This window comes from Paenibacillus sp. sgz302190 (genome assembly GCF_059820445.1).
In genome coordinates this window covers 245,161-262,242 of record NZ_JBZYAO010000005.1, presented here as the reverse complement: position 1 = coordinate 262,242, position 17,082 = coordinate 245,161, and the positions used below count along the sequence as shown (strand labels likewise).

The window sequence follows — 17,082 nt, the reverse complement described above, 5'->3', positions numbered from 1 at the left end:
CTTTGTATTTGTGCGCTTTTTGACCTTATTCAGTTTGCCACGTTGAAGGAGCGGTCTTTGACCAAAGGGGTCACAAGGCGGCTTGGCAGGGAGAAAACCTGCGAAAGTGCAGGTTTTCTCCGTAAGAATGGTTCAATTTGGCGAAAAGCCTGCGATTGTGCAGGAATTTTTGCCAAAAATGAATCTGAGCCCATGTTCGCAGCGAAAAGCCTGCACAATTGCAGGAATATGTTTCGGCCAACATATCAACCGGGTAAAAACTGTATTTTTGCAGGTTTTCTTCGAGCAACAAGGCGAGATTGTGCGACCGGCTCAGGCGTGAGGGTTTCAGGGCAGCCTGCATTTTCGCAGGTTTGTGCGCTCCCGGTCTCCCATGCCCCCAAGCCAGCTCATGAATGGCGGCACGGTTTTTGATTGTTATGTGGCTTCACCTAAAACAATTAAGAAAAATCTTTATTGAGGTCTATCGAAGATGAAAGGAGCCGGTCTTACGTATGAGACAGCAGCTTTTGTTCAACCGCACGCTGCGCGATACGCCTGCGGATGCGGAAACGGCCGGCCATCGGCTTATGCTTCGCGCAGGTCTGATCCGGCAGCTTTCCAGCGGCATTTATTCGCACTTGCCGCTGGGCTTGAGGGCGCTGCATAAGATTCAAGCCATCGCCCGTAAAGAGCTGGATGCTGCAGGCGCACAGGAAATGCTGATGCCAGCCCTGCATCCTGCCGAATTATGGAAAGAGTCGGGTCGCTGGGACTTGTACGGTCCTGAACTGATGCGGCTCGAAGACCGCAACGGGCGTTCTTTTGCCTTAGGCGCTACGCATGAAGAAGTCATTACCGCTCTAGTCCGGGACGACATACAAACTTACAAAAAACTGCCGGTGCTCTTATACCAGTTCCAAACGAAGTTCCGGGATGAGCGCAGACCCCGCTTCGGCCTGCTCCGGGGCAGGGAGTTTCTGATGAAGGACGCCTATTCCTTCGACCGGACGCCGGACGGACTTGACAAAAGCTACCTGAGCATGTACGACGCTTACGTCCGTATTTTCACCGGATGCGGGCTGCGGTTCCGCGCAGTCGAAGCCGATTCCGGAGCGATCGGCGGCACGGATACGCACGAATTTATGGCACTGGCCGAAATCGGCGAGGATACGATTGTTCACTGCGCCAACTGCGGATATGCCGCCAATCTTGAAAAAGCCGCCGCTCTGCAATCGGCACAGCCGGCGGCAGGCCTTAGCGGGAAGCCCGCTTCCCCGCATGTGCCCGAACCGGTCTATACGCCCGGGATCACGACCATCGCGCAGCTTTGCGAACATCTCGGCGTTGAAGCTCGGCAGATCATTAAATCCATCGCCCTCAAGGCGGACGGGGAACCGATTGTCGTGCTGCTGCGCGGTGATGACGAGCTGAATGAAATCAAGCTTAAAACGCAGCTCGGCACGGATAGCATTGAAATGCTGTCCGAAGCGGAGATCGAAAATGAGCTTCGTTCTCACGCCGGCTTTATCGGCCCTCTAGGCCTTCCGGACATCCGTCTGCTGGCCGACGAATCGCTCCGGGGTATAACGGACGCCATCGCCGGCGCCAATCGCAAAGATTATCATGTCCGGCATATATGTCCGGAACGCGATTTGCCAGTTCTGAGCTACGCCGACCTGCGGTTGGTTAAAGAGCACGATTTGTGCGTACGCTGCAAAAGCGGACTTTCATTTATGAAAGGCATCGAGGTCGGCCACATTTTCAAATTGGGCACCAAATACAGCGCTCTTATGGGAGCCGTTTTTACAGACGAAAGCGGAGACGATTATCCGATGATTATGGGGTGCTACGGAATCGGCGTCTCGCGGCTGCTGGCGGCGATTGTCGAGCAGCACCACGACGAGCGGGGCATTGTGTGGCCCGCAGCGGTCGCCCCGTTTGCCGTCCATCTCGTAACGGTCAATCCCCTGGACGAAGTACAGATGAACGTATCGGAAGCACTGTACCGGGCTTTATCGGCGGCAGGTATCGACACGCTGTGGGACGACCGCGAGGAGCGTCCGGGCGTCAAGTTCAACGATGCCGATCTGCTCGGGATGCCGATGCGGATTACAGTCGGCAAAAAAGCCGCCGAAGGCACCGTGGAATGCAAAGAGCGCCGGAGCGGCGCACAGTACGAATGGGAGGCAGCAAGCCTGCTCCCCCGTTTGCAAACTTTTTTCAAACAGGAGGTTTTTACGCATGAGTGAAGTTGTAGCCAAATCCAGACTTGCCAAGCAAGCCGCCCAAACGATGGCCAATTTGACCACCGAGCAAAAAAACGCGGCACTGCTGCTTATGGCCGATGCCCTTGTAACCGAGCAGCAGGCGATTATCGAAGCGAACGCCAAAGATTTGCAGCGCGGCCGGGAATCCGGCACCAGCGCCTCCCTGCTCGACCGTCTTGCACTGAATGAACAGCGCATTGCCGGGATTGCCGAAGGACTGCGCCAAATCGCGGAGCTGCCTGACCCGATCGGCGATACGCTGGAAACGTTCGACCGCCCGAACGGCCTGCGCATTCACAAAATCCGCGTCCCGCTCGGAGTGATCGGGATTGTGTACGAAGCGCGCCCCAACGTGACGGTGGATGCGGCGGGCCTGTGCCTCAAAACCGGCAACGCAGTCGTGCTGCGCGGCGGCTCCTCCGCTCTTTTTTCCAACGAAAAAATCGTTGAGGTGCTGCACGGCGCTTTAAGCCGTTCGGCGATACCGGTCGATGCGCTCCAGCTCATTTTGAGCTCCGATCGTTCCTCGGTCGACGAGATGCTGAAATTGAACGGCCTGATCGATGTGCTCATCCCGCGGGGAGGCCATTCCCTCATTCAAAATGTAGTCAAGAACGCTTCCGTTCCCGTCATTGAAACCGGAGCGGGCGTATGTCATACTTTTATAGACGAAAGTGCCGATCTCACGATGGCCATTCCCATTGTGATCAATGCCAAAGCCCAACGTCCGTCGGTGTGCAATTCCATGGAAACGATGATTGTGCACGAGGCTTTCGCCTCCCGCCATTTGAACGCGCTGGCCGAAGCTTTCCGGGAGGCAGGCGTGGAGCTGCGGGGCGACGAGCGCGCACATTCGATCGTGCCGTCGATGAAAGAAGCCGTCGAAGAGGACTGGGGAACGGAGTACGGCGACTACATTCTTAACGTGAAAATTGTGCAAAACATGGACGAAGCGCTCGTTCATATTCAAAAATACGGCACCATGCATTCCGAATGCATCATTACGGAACATGCGGCGAACGCCCAACGGTTTTTGCAGGAAGTGGACGCTGCGGCCGTGTATCATAACGCGTCAACGCGCTTTACCGACGGCTTCGAGTTCGGCTTTGGCGCAGAGATCGGCATCAGCACGCAAAAGCTGCACGCACGCGGACCTATGGGACTGCCTGCTCTGACATCGACCAAGTTCCGTATTTATGGAAACGGACAAATCCGGGAATAATCGGCAAACGCGGGTTGTCTCATAAAGGCAGCCTGGCTGCACGGCCAGCACTTGCACAGCCAGCTACTTAAGGAGGAAATACGATTATGACATCTGCCTTGTATCAATCCCGGATCGCCTTTGTCGGCGCCGGCTCGATGGCGGAAGCGATTTTTCGCGGGCTTACCCGGCAAAAAGTCGCCGATCCGCAAAACATTTATGTAATGAACCGTTCCGATCAGGCAAAATTGGAGCGGATTCGCAGCCAATACGGCGTGCAGGTTACTTCCGACCCGTTAACCCGCGAAGCCTACATCCGCGAAGCCGATATCGTCGTGCTTTGCATGAAGCCCAAGGACGTGGAGACGGCTTTTATGGAGCTGCAGCCTCTGCTGAATGAACGGCAGATGCTTGTCTCGGTCATTGCCGGGCTTTCCATCGCCAAGACGGAAGCTTTGCTGCAAACCGCCATGCCGATCGTCCGCACGATGCCCAACACTTCCAGCACGATCGGCATGGGCGTTACCGGCATGAGCTTCTCCGGCAGCGTAAGCGACCCGCTCCAGCGGCTGGCGATCGAAATGTTTGAATCCATCGGCATTGTGAGTGTCGTCGAGGAGTCGAGGATGGAGATCGTCACCGGCGTATCCGGCAGCGGTCCCGCTTACGTATACTACTTCATGGAGGCTATGACCAAAGCCGGGATTGAAGGCGGGCTCTCCAGCGAGGAAGCGCTGCGGCTGACGCTGCAAACCGTACTCGGGGCAGCGCGCATGGTGCAGCATACCGGGGAAGATCCGGCCGAGCTGCGCCGCAAAGTCACTTCGCCGAACGGCTCGACGCAGGCGGCCATCGAGGCGCTGGATCGCCATCAATTTAGCGAAGGCATCGTACGCGCCGTATTCCGCTCGGCTGAGCGGACCAAAGAGATGGGCGAGCTAATCGCCGCTCCCACCGGCACCAAATCGGTGTAACATTTTATTAAAGCAGGTGAACGATCACTATGAGCACATATTGTTTAGCTACTTACCGGTGCTTTGATGAAAAGGCCGACTTTCATAAAAAAGCGACCGGCATCGCCGTCGGCCTGACGGTCGGCAGCTGGACCGAGCTGCCCGAAGCGCAAAAAGCGCAAATGGAAAAGCATCTGGGTAAAGTCGTGTCGGTGCAGGTGTACGAGCCTTCCGCCGGCAGCGCATCGTCCGAACGGTACGCCGACATTCAGATTGCTTATCCGGACGTCAATTACAGCCGGGACATTCCGGCTCTGCTCGTAACGGTGTTCGGCAAGCTGTCGATGGACGGCAAAATCAAGCTGATCGACCTTTCCTTCTCCCCCGGCTTTCTCTCCGGCTTTGCCGGCCCGAAATTCGGCATGGAAGGCGTGCGCAATTTGCTCGGCGTACACGACCGGCCGCTGCTTATGAGCATTTTCAAATCCGTTGTCGGCTACGAGCTTCCGGCTCTCCGCGAGCAGTTTTATTTACAAGCGGCCGGCGGCGTCGATTTGATCAAGGATGACGAAATTTTGTTTGAGAACCCGCTCACTCCGCTGGAAAAACGCATCGAGGTGTGCCTCGAAGCAGCTGCCCAAGCCTCCAAGGAAACGGGGCAGAAGCTGCTCTATGCCGTCAACTTGACCGGTCCTACGCTGGAGCTTGCCAACCAGGCGAAAAAAGCGATTCGCGCAGGCGCTAACGCGCTTTTGTTCAACGTGCTCGCCTACGGCTTCGACGTGCTGCACGCTCTGAGCTCGGACCCCGAAATCAACATCCCGATCATGGCCCACCCGGCGATGGCCGGAGCTTTGTATCCGTCGCCTCACTACGGCATCTCCGCTTCCCTCCTGCTGGGCAAGCTGCTGCGGATCGCCGGGGCGGACCTGGTCCTGTTCCCTTCCCCCTACGGCTCCGTCGTCATGCCGCGGGAAGAGAACCTGGCCATCAAGCACGTGCTGCTGACTCGCGACCTCGGCCGGGATTACATGTATGGTCAAGCGGCTGAGCCCGAGCCACAGCTTGCTCCCAGCTTCCCTGTGCCGTCCGCAGGCATTCATCCCGGGCTGGTGCCGCTCATTTTGCGTGATTTCGGCACCGATGTAGTCGTCAACGCGGGCGGCGGCATCCACGGGCATCCGATGGGCGCCATTGCCGGCGGACAAGCTTTCCGGCAGGCGATCGACGCCACCCTGCAAAGCATTTCGCTTCGCGATTATGCCCTTTCGCATCCGGAGCTGCAAGCCGCCATCGACGCTTGGGGGATCAGAGAATGAGCAAAGAACGCATCGTCTTTTGCGACTTTGACGGAACGATTACAGTTAACGACAACATTATAGCGATCATGAAGCATTTCAAGCCGGAGGGCTGGGAAGACTGGGTCGGCAAAATCATCGACCGGAAGGTATCCATCAAGGAAGGCGTCGGCGCCATGTTCGCGCTCCTTCCGACCGCCCGCAAAGCGGAAATCGTCGATTATGCGATTCATAACGCCGTCATCCGCGACGGCTTTCGCGAGTTCGTGGATTACTGCAAAGCGCAGGGCATTACGCTGCTCGTGACTAGCGGCGGCATCGATTTCTTCATATACCCGCTGCTGAAGCCTTTTCCGATACCGGCAGAGCATATATACTGCAACGCCAGCTCGTTTGAGGGCGACACTATCGAAATTTTGTGGCCCCATGCCTGTGACGAGCATTGCACCGGAGGCTGCGGCATGTGCAAAACGAGCATCATCCGGGCGTACGATCCTGAGCGCTACGAGCGGATTTTGATCGGCGACAGCGTTACGGATTTTGCCGGCGCGCAGCTGGCGGATACGATTTTTGCCAGATCTCACCTGATCGATTTATGCCGGGAGCGCAACTACCCGTATGATCCGTTTGAAACGTTTTTTGATATTATTGAAAAGTTGGAGGCGAAACCGGAAGCATGAGCATTCGTTTGGAAGACAAGCAGCGCGCATTTGCGGAGCTGAGCGGCATCAAGGCGGGATTGGCCGCAAAAGGCTGGTTCCCCGCTACAAGCGGCAACCTATCGATCCGCGTCGGGGAATTTAACCCCGAGGCGTTCGCTTTCGCCGTCACGGCGAGCGGGAAGGACAAATCCGTGTCCACGCCGGAAGATTTTTTGCTCGTCAACGAAAAAGGACAGCCTATCGAGACGACAAGCCTGAAGCCGTCCGCAGAAACGTTGATCCATTGCGAGATTTACCGTTTGACCGGCGCAGGCGCTATTTTTCATGTGCATACCGTATTCAACAACCTGGTCTCCGAACTTTACGGTGAGCGCGGCCGCATTCCCGTCGACAGCGTCGAGCTGATCAAAGGCTTTAACATTTGGGAAGAAAACGCCCGCATCGAAATTCCCGTCCTGCCCAACTACGCGGAAATCCCGCGTATCGCCGAGCTGGTCGAAGGCGCGATCGTGCCGCGCATTCCCGGCATCGTGCTGCGCAACCACGGCATTTACGCATGGGGCGCCAACGCTTTTGAAGCGAAACGCCACCTGGAAGCGTTCGAATTTTTGTTCGAATACGTATACCGCTGGAATCTGCTGCAAAAGGGCGTGTAGGCAGGGCTGCCGCTACACAAAGAAGAGACTGTCCCAAGCGTTCGTATTGTACGGGAACAGCCCAAAAATCGAGCAAAAGGACCTCAACTTCCACTGCCAAGTGGAGTATGAGGTCCTTTCTTTAGGTGAAATTTCAACCGCTTCAAGCGAAAAACCTGCATTTGCTAAAATATTGTAAATTTATGTTGCTAGAGCCAATTGCACATCTGACTCGTGACACGGGAGAAATGCCAGAGTGTCGCGAAAGCCGCGACACTTTGGCAGGGCAGCCGGAAGGGGTGGCCGACCGGCCGCCTGTCATGCAACGCATCCCCGCGCGCTGGGAGTTGCGCGCGGTTTGAGCCCAGCCATATGTGAAAATGGCTCGGCAAACTAAAAAGCCTGCGAAAGTGCAGGCTTTTTCCTGTCTTGAGGCCCATTTTGAGGAAAAGCCTGCAATTGTGCAGGAATTTCCCATAAAAATGGGCCTAAGCCCGTGCAGCCGCTGAAAGCCTGCATATTTGCAGGAATTTTTTGCTGTAGGCGTATACACGAGCAAAAACCTGCACTTTTGCAGGCTTTTCTCCGCGTTGTCGAGTGGATGTTCTTCCCCCTGCATCGCGAGTTTTTCAACAGCCTGCACTCTCTCAGGCTTTTCGGACTGCTTAGCTTCGAGCCGACGGTCGACGGCATGCAGCAAAACACCGCGCGCTGGGAACTGCGCGCGGTGCCGGCTGCTCTTTGCGGCTCCGCACCGCGCTTATCGGGACTGCCGATACCGCTGGGCGTATTCTTTCGCCTGCTCGACTGTCGCTACGCGGTTGCGGCTCCATTCCAGCAGGATCCGGTCGATGTAGCGAAAATATACTTTGCCGGCAAACACGGCTTCTTTCAAGGCGGTTAAAATCAGCTCGTTCGGATACTGGTCTTTGTCCAGCCACCCGCTGATCGTCTCCAGTTCCATCGGCGTAAGCGGCCGGGCGAATTCGTTTTCGAACGTCGTATAAATGTCTTTGGCCTGCGAGTCGGCCTGGATCGGGCTCCGTACGGCGGCAAAAGCGGCTGTCTGCTGTTCGATCACGAAAGCGGCCAATTTTTGATAAAGCGGCGTTATGTTGTAGCGCTCGCATCTTTTGCCGGTTTCCGGCTCGACATCCTCGTCGATGGCGATGAACTGCTCGCCGAGCAGTTTTTGCAGACTGGCGATCACTTGATCCGGAGCCGCCGACATGCGGGCTTGAATTTCCTCGATCGTCGGAAAGTCGTTGCGCTCTTTTTCCAAAAATGCCATCAGTTGGATCAGTGTCATCACTTCGGTTTCATTTAGCCGAAGACTGCGGTAATGTTTCAGCAGCAGGGACGGAATCGCCACGCTGCCTTCTTGAATACCGATCTGAAAAACCGCTTCAAGCTGCCTGCGGTGAGCTTCATTTCGATTCATTTTTCATCTGTACCCCCTCTTTATGCCGATAAACGAACATCGGTTACGGGTACAGGCGGTACATGCCGCCGCCCAAACGGTTCACGTTCAACCGCCGGCTGCGTATCGTTGCGGTATCGCCGAGATGGCGTTTCCATTCATTGATCCTGCATTTCACGAAATGTCGTACCTCCTACCTCTTGTCCAACGTTCATACGAACCTTTTTCTATTGTACACCATTTTCGGCCAACAATCAGTTCGTTTGAACAAGTGCGTAGGTATCCCGGGCAATGACCAATTCCTCGTTCGTCGGAATGACCAATACCTCGACTCTGGAGCCGTCTTTCGTAATTCGGCGCTCCGTCCCTCTGCCTGATCTGTTGCGCTCGTCGTCGAGCTCCACGCCAAGGAAGGAGAGCTTGTCGCAAACCGTTTTGCGCAGCAGCTCGGAGTTCTCTCCGACGCCCGCGGTAAAAACAATCGCATCGATGCCGTTCATCGCCGCGGCGTAGGCGCCGATGTATTTGCGAATCCGATACTCGTACATCTCGAAAGCCAGCGCGGCGTTCCTGTCGCCCGCCTCCATCGCTTCCACAACCTCCCGCATGTCGCTGCTGATGCCGGAGATCGCCTGCAGGCCGCTGTGCTTGTTCAGCATGGAGCTGATCTCGCCCAGCGTCAAATCCTCCTTGCCCATCGCGTAAGGCACGATGGCCGGGTCCAGATCGCCGCTGCGCGTGCCCATCATCAGACCTTCGAGCGGGGTCATCCCCATGCTCGTATCGACCGACCGGCCGCCCACGACGGCCGTGCAGCTGCACCCGTTGCCGATGTGGCACGTCACGATTTTCAGCTGCTCCAGCGGGCGGCCGAGCAAGGCGGCGGCGCGCTCGCTGACGTATTTGTGGCTCGTACCGTGGAAGCCGTAGCGGCGCACCTTGTGCTTCCGGTACAGCGCCATCGGCACCGGGTACAAGTATGCCGCCGCCGGCATCGTTTGATGGAAGGCGGTATCGAATACGACGGCCTGCGGCACGCCTTCCATGTTCGCCTCTACCGCCGCGATGCCGAGCATGTGCGCCGGATTGTGCAGCGGCGCAAGATCGAACAGGCGGCGGATTTCCCGCTTCACTTCGTCATTGACGATGACGGAGTTTTTGAAGCTTTCGCCGCCGTGCACGACCCGGTGGCCGACGGCGTCGATCTGTTCGATCGACTCCAGCACGCCGTGCTGCTTATGTACGAGCATGTCCAGCACTTTGCGGATCGCCGTCGTATGTTCCAAAATTTCGCTGACCTCATTGACATCCGCTTTGCCTTCCGGCTCATGGGTCAAGATCGCGGTTTCCATGCCGATGCGCTCCACTTTGCCTTTGGCCAGCACATGTTCGTCGGTCATGTTGAAAAGCTGATACTTCAAGGATGAGCTGCCTGCATTAATGACGAGTATGTTCACAGTCGGTCACCGTCCTTATCGTAGCGGAAAAATCCTTCTCCGGTCTTCACGCCGAGATGGCCGGCGCGCACCATTTGCTTGAGCAGAAAAGACGGCCGGTATTTAATATCCCCGTAATCGCGAAACATAACTTCAAGCGCCGCCTGTACGGAGTCAAGACCGAAGCGGTCGCACATCTCCAAAGGACCGTAGCGGAAATCGTAGCCGATGCGCATCGCCGTATCGATGTCCTCCGCAGAGGCCACACCCTCGGACAGCGTATGCAGCGCTTCGTTGATCAGCGTACAAATCAGCCTTGTCGTAATAAATCCTGGCGACTCGTTCACTTTGATGCTCTTTTTTTGAATCAGCTCGTCGACGAACGCTCTTGTATTTTCGTATGTCTCATCCGACGTTTTCATCGCTCTGATAATTTCTACCAAATTGATTTTAGCTACCGGATGCAAAAAGTGCAGGCCGATAATCCGTCCCGGGCTCGTCGTAACGGCAGCAATTTCGGTCACGCTCAGTGTCGACGTGTTGCTGGCCAAAATGACATGCGGCGGACAAATTTGATTCAATTGGAAAAACACGTGCTTTTTCGCGTTCAAATCTTCCGTAATCGTTTCGATAACCATATCGCAAGCGGCCATTTCCTCTATGGACTCCGCTCTCTTGATTTTTGCCAGTATGAGCTTCTTCTCCGCCTCGGTAAGCGCCCATCGTTCTATTTGTTTGTCCAGACTGACCGTAATCATCCGCATCGCATTGTCCAGTTTTTCCGCAGTTTTTTCTGCGAGCAACACTTCCAGACCGCGAGCGGCCAACATTTCGGCAATTCCTTGCCCCATCGTTCCTCCGCCGACAACACCGATCGTTTTGAATGCCATATGTTTCTCCTGTCCGCCCCAAGTTCGGCTTTATCTATATGATTCTCAATGAGTTCTCACTCTTCATCATACACCGTTTACAAACTTATTGCATTAGTATACACAAAACATTCATGATGCTTCCGAATATTGGACACACTTTTGCAAAAAAGAAAAAACCGCCGACCCAATAGTCAGCGGCCGCCGGTTGTAAATTATGCGGTTTGTCCGACGTGCGTCCGGATCAACTGCCGGAACTTGTCGCCGGAAATCACTTCTTCTTCCATCAGCACATCGAACGATTGGTCGAACACGTCCCGGTATTGCTCCAGAACTTGCTTCGTACGCAGCATCAGATCGTCCAGAATGGCGCTGTTTTCTTTCATCAGCTCTTCCTTGGTAACCATATTGCGATCGATAATCCCAAGCGAAGTCAAGCCCGAATCCATCATATTGCGGACCATCGAAAGCGCCTGTTCAAAATCGTTGCGCGAGCCGGTGCTGCGCCCGCCATAAATGATTTCTTCGGCAGCCGCGCCGCCCAGCGCGATCATGATCTGCTCTTCGATGTAATCCTTCGTGTACAAATACTGGTCCTTCGGCGGATTATGGCGCACATAACCGAGCGCTTTTCCCCGCGGACTTACGGTCACTTGCGACACGGAACCGGGGCGGACGATTTCGGCTGCGATAGCATGGCCGAGCTCGTGATACGCAACGCGTTCCTTTTCGTCTTGAGCGGTTTCTCTATCCGTTCTTTCGCCCATCATCACTTTGTCGATCGCGGAAGCCAGATGCTGCTGCTCGATCGCTTCCTTGTCCTCCCTAAGCGCGTAGATCGCCGCTTCATTCAGCACGCTTTCCAGCTGCGCTCCCGAAAACCCGAAAGTTTGCTCGGCAATTTTGTCGAGCGATACGTGTTCGGCCAAAGGCTTGTTTTTCTTATGGATGTGCAGGATGGACAAACGGCCTTTCTTGTCCGGCAAATCGACATCGATATGACGGTCGAACCTGCCCGGGCGCAGCAGCGCGCTATCCAGCATTTCCTTGCGGTTCGTCGCCGCCATAATGAGAATTTTCGGCGCATCGTTCGTATGAATGCCGTCCATCTCGGTAAGCAGCTGGTTCAGCGTCTGATCGTACTCCCGATGCTGGCCGCCGTCCCTTTTGCCGCCGATGACGTCGATTTCGTCGATAAAGATGATCGCGCTGTCCTTGCCTTCCTTGGCGGCACGCGCTCTCGCCTCTTTAAACAGGTCACGGACGCGGCTTGCGCCGACGCCGACGTACATCTCGACGAACTCGCTTCCCGACGCTGCAAGGTACACGGAGTTCGTATAATGAGCCGCCGCTTTGGCCATCAGCGTTTTCCCGGTGCCCGGAGGCCCGGTAAGCAGAATGCCTTTCAGCGGCCGAATGCCGAGCTTCTGAATCTGATCGTGCTTGATGAGAAAATCAAGAGCCTCCATCAGCTCGCGCTTGGCCCGGTCCTGACCCCCGATTTCGTCGAAAGTCAAATAAGAGGGCGTGCGGTTTTTGCTTTTGCGTTCGCCGCCGGCCGCCAGCCCCAAGCCGCCGCGGCTGCGAATCATCAAAAATAAGGAGATGCCAAGTACGCCTGCAAACAACACGGGAACAATGTTAACCCCGATAAATACGAGAAAAATCAGCAGAACCGGAACGAATCCGATACAAATCTCTTTGCCCAATTTACTCATTCGGCCACACTCCTATCTTTCCCGGAGTCCGTGAGAGCATCACGAATTTGCTGGAATCGCCGTCCGTCAAACGAACGTATACGTAATGTTCGTCCATTTCCGTATCGACCTTCAAATTCGCAAGCTGACCCGCGTAGCTTTGCAATGTTTTCGGAACATCGGCATAATGCTTCGTTTCCATCGCCTGGGCGACGTCAAACAAAGCTTTCGACCACCAAGTATCGAGTTCCGCAGAAGTTTTGGACTGCAGATTATAATGAACCGTCCGTTTGCCGATGATCGACGATCCTTCCTTCGAAATGCGGTTCACGATCGTGCGCAAATCGGCATCGGGCTTCAAAGTTAAAGTAATATTTACCTGATCGCTGTCCAATTGTATCGCAGAGCTTTCCACTCCGGTCGTTGCGGTCACAATGTCGGATAACGGATTTTCCATAGCCAGACTATTATATGCAAACCAACCACCGAACAATACTGTGGAAGATACGATGACGCTTATGACAACAGGTAAGAGACGCAGCTTCATCAGACAACGTCCCCCTTTCTATAGTCTATTTTGTTTTGTTTACCGGCTCGCTATACGAAGAGTATATCATAAGCGATATACTTATTCCTTATACAAAGTGTGGAAAGAAAAAAAAGCCCAGCCTATTGCAGGCTGAGCCGGTACGTATCGACAAAAGTTCCGTCTTTAAAAGCGTAATAATCGTAAAAATAGCGTTCTCCATTCGCATCCTGCTTTTTGTAAAACACTTCCCACACGTATTGCGCGCCCAGTTTGCCCGGTAAAATGCGCAGCACGTCGATGGCGCTATCTTTTTTAAGCATCTTTTCGCGCACTTGCTCTTCCGTAAAAGCTTCTGCGGCCATCTCCGTATGAACTTCCTTGTCCGAGATCCAGACGATGACGGGCTGACCGATTTTGTCTTCGCCCCGAACGATTTGGAACGGCTCGTCACCGTAAAAAGCTTCCACTTTTGTCGCTTTGGTCAAAATGGTTTTCTCATAAGCGGTTTCCACAGCTTGGCTGTTCGCATCCCAGTGCGTGTTCTGCACGTTGAGATAAAAACGGCTGATAACAACAACAAGCGTCAAAACGATAAACGCGCCGAACATCACGGTTCTTTTCCAGCTCACTTATGCCGCTCCCCTTTCTGCAGCCGCCCGGGAACGGACGTTACCCGATCAGCTTTTCAAAACGAAGCTCGAATTCGCGCTTGATCTTTTCTTCGTCCAAAGTCAGGCATTCGCCGCCGCGGACGATCCATTTGCCGTCTACGCACACATCGACAACGTCTTTGGCGGATGCGGAATAAACAATATGAGACACGAAATCCGTCTTGGGCAAAAAATGCGGCTGATCGATATCCAGCGCGATGAAATCGGCCTTCATTCCTGGCGCAAGCTGTCCTACCCGGTCCAACCAAATGGATTCGGCACCCATCCGGGTTCCGAGCTGAAGCGCCTCGGCGGCAGGCACCGCAAGCGGATCGCCGGAAACGCCTTTATGAATCAAGGCGGCGAGCCTCATTTCCTCAAACATATCCAAATTGTTGTTGGAAGCCGCGCCGTCCGTCCCCAGGGACACCTTCACGCCTGCGCGAAGCAGTTCAGGCACTCTGGCAACGCCGCTGGCCAGCTTCAAATTGCTTCCCGGATTATGGGAAATCCGCACATCGTACTTTTTCACGATTTCGATTTCTTCATCGGTCAGATGCACCCCGTGGGCGACGAGCGTCGGCCGGCTGAATACACCGAGCTTTTCCAGGTGGGCGACAGGACGCAGCCCGTACTGCTCCACGTTGGCCTGAACTTCCCGATTCGTTTCCGACATATGCGTATGTATAGGAAGATCCAAATCATGCGCTGCCTGCACGATACGCTCAATGTAATCCGGCGGGCATGTATAAGGCGCATGCGGAGACATCATCGTCGTAATTCTGCCGTCAGCTTTGCCGTGCCAGCTTTTTGCAAACTCGGTCGCCTCTTTCAGCTTCGCATCCTGAACTTCCGGCGGGCACAGACCGATGACGCCCCGCGTCAGGCAGCCGCGCATCCCCGATTGCTCGACGGCTTGCGCCACCTCGTTCATATGGTCGTACATATCGACGAAAGTTGTGGTGCCGCCTTTGATCATCTCAACGACGGACAGCAAAGTGCCCCATTTTACATCCTGCGAAGAAAATTTGGCTTCCATCGGCCACATTTTCTCCTCCAGCCAAATTTGCAAAGCCAAATCGTCGCCGTATCCGCGAAGCAACGACATCGCCGCATGGCCGTGAGTGTTCACCAGACCCGGCATGTACAGCTTGTTTGTGCCGTCTATCACTTCATCGTACTGCTCTCCGGCAGGGGGCGCCTGTTCGCCCAAATAAGCAATGCGGCCGTCTTCGATAACCATCCATCCTTTGACAACAGGTCTGGACGAATCCGCCGTTACAAATATTCCGTTGCGTATGCACATTTTTTTCATAGGTAAAGGTTCCTCTCCAGGCATTCTTCTAACGAACACCGCTTTTTCCAATGTACAACTTCGCACCCGTAAAATCAAGAAAACCGGCAAATGCAAAATCCAAGTTATTTAGCATTGCTTTCCGTATAAATGTTATGATATTTTTAACTTCGTGAGTTTTCAACAAATTGGTCTGTTTTGTAGCAAAAATCGATCAAAATTTTGTACATATAGAAAATATTGGGAGGGTTTTATGACAACGTTATTTACTAGAAAAGGGGACGTCGATTTTCTCCAGCTTCTCATCGGGTCTGCCGAGAATGCCTTGGAAACCGCTCAAATGTTCCGTACGGCGATGATGGGTGAGAAACCGCCCGTCGATTATGTAAAAGCCATCCACGACCTGGAGCATAAAGGCGATTCGATCACGCATGAGATTTTCAAAGGACTGAACAAAGTGTTCATCACTCCTCTGGACCGCGAAGACATCATGGAGCTCGCCTCCAAAATCGACGATGTCACGGACGGCATTGAAGCCACGATCGCCCGTTTCGACTACCTCGGCATTTCGCATACCGATCAATTTATGAGAGACTTTTCCGCGGTTATCGTCGACTCCTGCCAACATATGCTGGATGCGTTCAAACTGCTCGCCAAGAAAAAGTACATGCAAATTACGGAGCACACGGTTGCCATCAACAGCCTGGAAAACGACGGCGACCGGCTGATGCGCGAAGGCATACGGCAAATTTTTCTCGCCAAAAAAGATATTTATGAAGATTTCAAACTCAAAGAAGTGTATGAAAGACTGGAAGAAACAACGGACGCGTGCGAAGATGTGGCCAATATTCTGGAGAGTGTCGTTCTTCGGTACTCTTGAGGAAACGATTTAGGAGGAAAACATGTTAACCTATCTAATCGTTATCGTGGCGCTCGCACTTTTGTTTGACTTCATCAACGGATTTCACGATACGGCGAATGCAATTGCAACATCCATCTCTACAAGAGCGTTAAACCCCCGGGTCGCCGTTGTTATGGCGGCGGTACTGAACTTTGTCGGAGCGATCGTCTCTTCCGAAGTCGCCAAAACAGTCGGGGGCAAAATCGCCAACCCGGCCAAAATCGACCACGGCGTTGAAATTGTAATCGCGGCGCTTATAGCCGCCATTATCTGGAACCTTGTGACCTGGTATTTCGGCATTCCTTCCTCCTCCTCGCATACGCTGCTCGGCTCCCTGGCCGGTGCGGTAATTGCCGGAGCAGGCATGAGCTCCGTGAACTGGGGCGGTTTCACCGAAATTATCATCATCCTCATTTTATCGCCGATCATTGCTTTTGCAGCGGGCTTTGTGATCATGATCCTGATTAAGTATATCATCCTTTGGTCGGGCAACACTTCGCGTTCCAAGCTGAACCGGATGTTCCGTTCTTTGCAGGTACTGTCAGCCGCGCTGCTGTCCTACTCCCACGGCGGCAACGACGCGCAGAAGGCGATGGGCATCATCGTGTTCGGGCTTGTTGCAGCGGGTTATCAAACGGATCTGGATGTGCCTTTATGGGTAAAAATCGCCGCGGCTACAGCCATGGGCCTCGGAACGTCCATCGGCGGCTGGCGCATCATCAAAACGATCAGCCGCAAAATTATTAAAATCGAGCCGATCAACGGCTTCGCCTCCGATTTGACGTCGTCGATCATTATACAAGCATCCACTCATATGGGGATGCCTCTGTCAACGACGCACGTCATTTCATCGTCCATTATCGGAACGGGAAGCGTCCTGCGCTTCCATGAAGTCCAATGGGCAACCGTCGGCAAAATGATCATGACCTGGGTCATTACCATCCCGATCAGCATCGTCTTGTCTTACTCGATTTACTTCGTGTTGTTTAAGTTGTTTTAGATGAAAAACCCGGGCCAGTATGTGGCTCGGGTTTTTTGTTATTTTTGCAAAGCGCGGCGGGGCGCTGCAATGCGGCTATGGAGCGAGCCGCTTGTGCGTTGCATGTGGCTGTGGAGCGAGCCGCTTGTGCGTTGCATGTGGCTGTGGAGCGAGCCGCTTGTGCGTTGCATGTGGCTGTGGAGCGAGCGCTTGCACGCTGCATACGGCTGTGGAGTGAGGCGCTTGTGCGCTGCTTGCGCTCTGGAACGTGCGCTTGCACACTCCTTGCGTTGTTCTACGAGCCACTTG

16 protein-coding genes are annotated in these 17,082 nt (G+C 54.3%); 9 read left to right on the top strand and 7 right to left on the bottom strand.

Features of this window, described 5'->3' with window-relative positions; genetic code table 11:
• Positions 1-82 precede the first annotated feature (82 nt).
• From AC6RNO_RS09170 to mtnB, 7 genes are all read left to right on the top strand, one after another.
• A complete protein-coding gene (locus tag AC6RNO_RS09170) occupies positions 83-322 on the top strand; it encodes a hypothetical protein (RefSeq protein WP_497105243.1) in 240 nt (79 codons plus the stop codon).
• Between the two features lie 172 nt (positions 323-494).
• Positions 495-2,231 carry a proline--tRNA ligase gene (locus tag AC6RNO_RS09165; protein WP_497105242.1) on the top strand — a complete coding sequence of 579 codons (1,737 nt, stop codon included), beginning with the start codon at positions 495-497 and terminating at the stop codon, positions 2,229-2,231.
• On the top strand, positions 2,224-3,471 hold the full coding sequence (locus tag AC6RNO_RS09160) for a glutamate-5-semialdehyde dehydrogenase (RefSeq protein WP_497105241.1): 1,248 nt from the start codon (positions 2,224-2,226) through the stop codon (positions 3,469-3,471). The genes AC6RNO_RS09165 and AC6RNO_RS09160 overlap by 8 nt, the downstream gene beginning before the upstream one ends.
• Before the next feature lie 86 nt (positions 3,472-3,557).
• The gene (gene proC, locus AC6RNO_RS09155) at positions 3,558-4,424 is read left to right on the top strand and encodes a pyrroline-5-carboxylate reductase (protein WP_497105240.1); all 867 of its coding nucleotides are present in this window, start codon (positions 3,558-3,560) and stop codon (positions 4,422-4,424) included.
• 29 nt (positions 4,425-4,453) lie between these two features.
• Complete coding sequence (locus AC6RNO_RS09150; RefSeq protein WP_497105239.1) at positions 4,454-5,722, top strand: 2,3-diketo-5-methylthiopentyl-1-phosphate enolase; 1,269 nt, start codon at positions 4,454-4,456, stop codon at positions 5,720-5,722.
• Positions 5,719-6,381: a 2-hydroxy-3-keto-5-methylthiopentenyl-1-phosphate phosphatase gene (locus AC6RNO_RS09145; protein ID WP_488436290.1), complete on the top strand. Its 663-nt coding sequence runs from the start codon at positions 5,719-5,721 to the stop codon at positions 6,379-6,381. The genes AC6RNO_RS09150 and AC6RNO_RS09145 overlap by 4 nt, the downstream gene beginning before the upstream one ends.
• Entirely contained in the window at positions 6,378-7,019 is a 642-nt protein-coding gene (gene mtnB, locus AC6RNO_RS09140; protein WP_488436291.1) for a methylthioribulose 1-phosphate dehydratase, read from the top strand. The genes AC6RNO_RS09145 and mtnB overlap by 4 nt, the downstream gene beginning before the upstream one ends.
• Positions 7,020-7,758: 739 nt before the next feature.
• On the opposite strand, the gene AC6RNO_RS09135 is transcribed toward mtnB, so the two are convergent.
• The 7 genes from AC6RNO_RS09135 to AC6RNO_RS09105 form a co-directional block, all read right to left on the bottom strand.
• The gene (locus AC6RNO_RS09135; protein WP_474681358.1) at positions 7,759-8,439 is read right to left on the bottom strand and encodes a DnaD domain protein; all 681 of its coding nucleotides are present in this window, start codon (positions 8,437-8,439) and stop codon (positions 7,759-7,761) included.
• A 233-nt stretch (positions 8,440-8,672) separates the two neighbouring features.
• Positions 8,673-9,875: an acetate/propionate family kinase gene (locus tag AC6RNO_RS09130; protein ID WP_497105238.1), complete on the bottom strand. Its 1,203-nt coding sequence runs from the start codon at positions 9,873-9,875 to the stop codon at positions 8,673-8,675.
• Complete coding sequence (locus AC6RNO_RS09125) at positions 9,872-10,744, bottom strand: 3-hydroxyacyl-CoA dehydrogenase NAD-binding domain-containing protein (protein WP_497105237.1); 873 nt, start codon at positions 10,742-10,744, stop codon at positions 9,872-9,874. Before AC6RNO_RS09125 ends, AC6RNO_RS09130 begins: the two co-directional genes overlap by 4 nt.
• Before the next feature lie 194 nt (positions 10,745-10,938).
• Entirely contained in the window at positions 10,939-12,441 is a 1,503-nt protein-coding gene (locus tag AC6RNO_RS09120) for an AAA family ATPase (RefSeq protein WP_497105236.1), read from the bottom strand.
• Positions 12,434-12,967, bottom strand: a complete 534-nt coding sequence (locus AC6RNO_RS09115) for a hypothetical protein (RefSeq protein ID WP_497105235.1) — start codon at positions 12,965-12,967, stop codon at positions 12,434-12,436. The genes AC6RNO_RS09120 and AC6RNO_RS09115 overlap by 8 nt, the downstream gene beginning before the upstream one ends.
• Positions 12,968-13,089: 122 nt before the next feature.
• On the bottom strand, positions 13,090-13,578 hold the full coding sequence (locus tag AC6RNO_RS09110; protein WP_497105234.1) for a cell wall elongation regulator TseB-like domain-containing protein: 489 nt from the start codon (positions 13,576-13,578) through the stop codon (positions 13,090-13,092).
• 40 nt (positions 13,579-13,618) lie between these two features.
• Positions 13,619-14,914, bottom strand: coding sequence for an amidohydrolase (locus AC6RNO_RS09105; protein WP_474681364.1), 1,296 nt, complete (start codon positions 14,912-14,914; stop codon positions 13,619-13,621).
• A gap of 232 nt (positions 14,915-15,146) precedes the next feature.
• Here AC6RNO_RS09105 and AC6RNO_RS09100 point away from each other — a divergent pair, with 232 nt between their 5' ends.
• Together AC6RNO_RS09100 and AC6RNO_RS09095 are read left to right on the top strand one after the other, a co-directional pair.
• Positions 15,147-15,773: a DUF47 domain-containing protein gene (locus tag AC6RNO_RS09100; RefSeq protein ID WP_474681365.1), complete on the top strand. Its 627-nt coding sequence runs from the start codon at positions 15,147-15,149 to the stop codon at positions 15,771-15,773.
• Between the two features lie 22 nt (positions 15,774-15,795).
• Positions 15,796-16,794 (top strand): inorganic phosphate transporter, encoded by a 999-nt coding sequence (locus tag AC6RNO_RS09095; RefSeq protein ID WP_474681366.1) that lies wholly within the window; start codon positions 15,796-15,798, stop codon positions 16,792-16,794.
• The last annotated feature ends 288 nt before the right edge of the window (positions 16,795-17,082 follow it).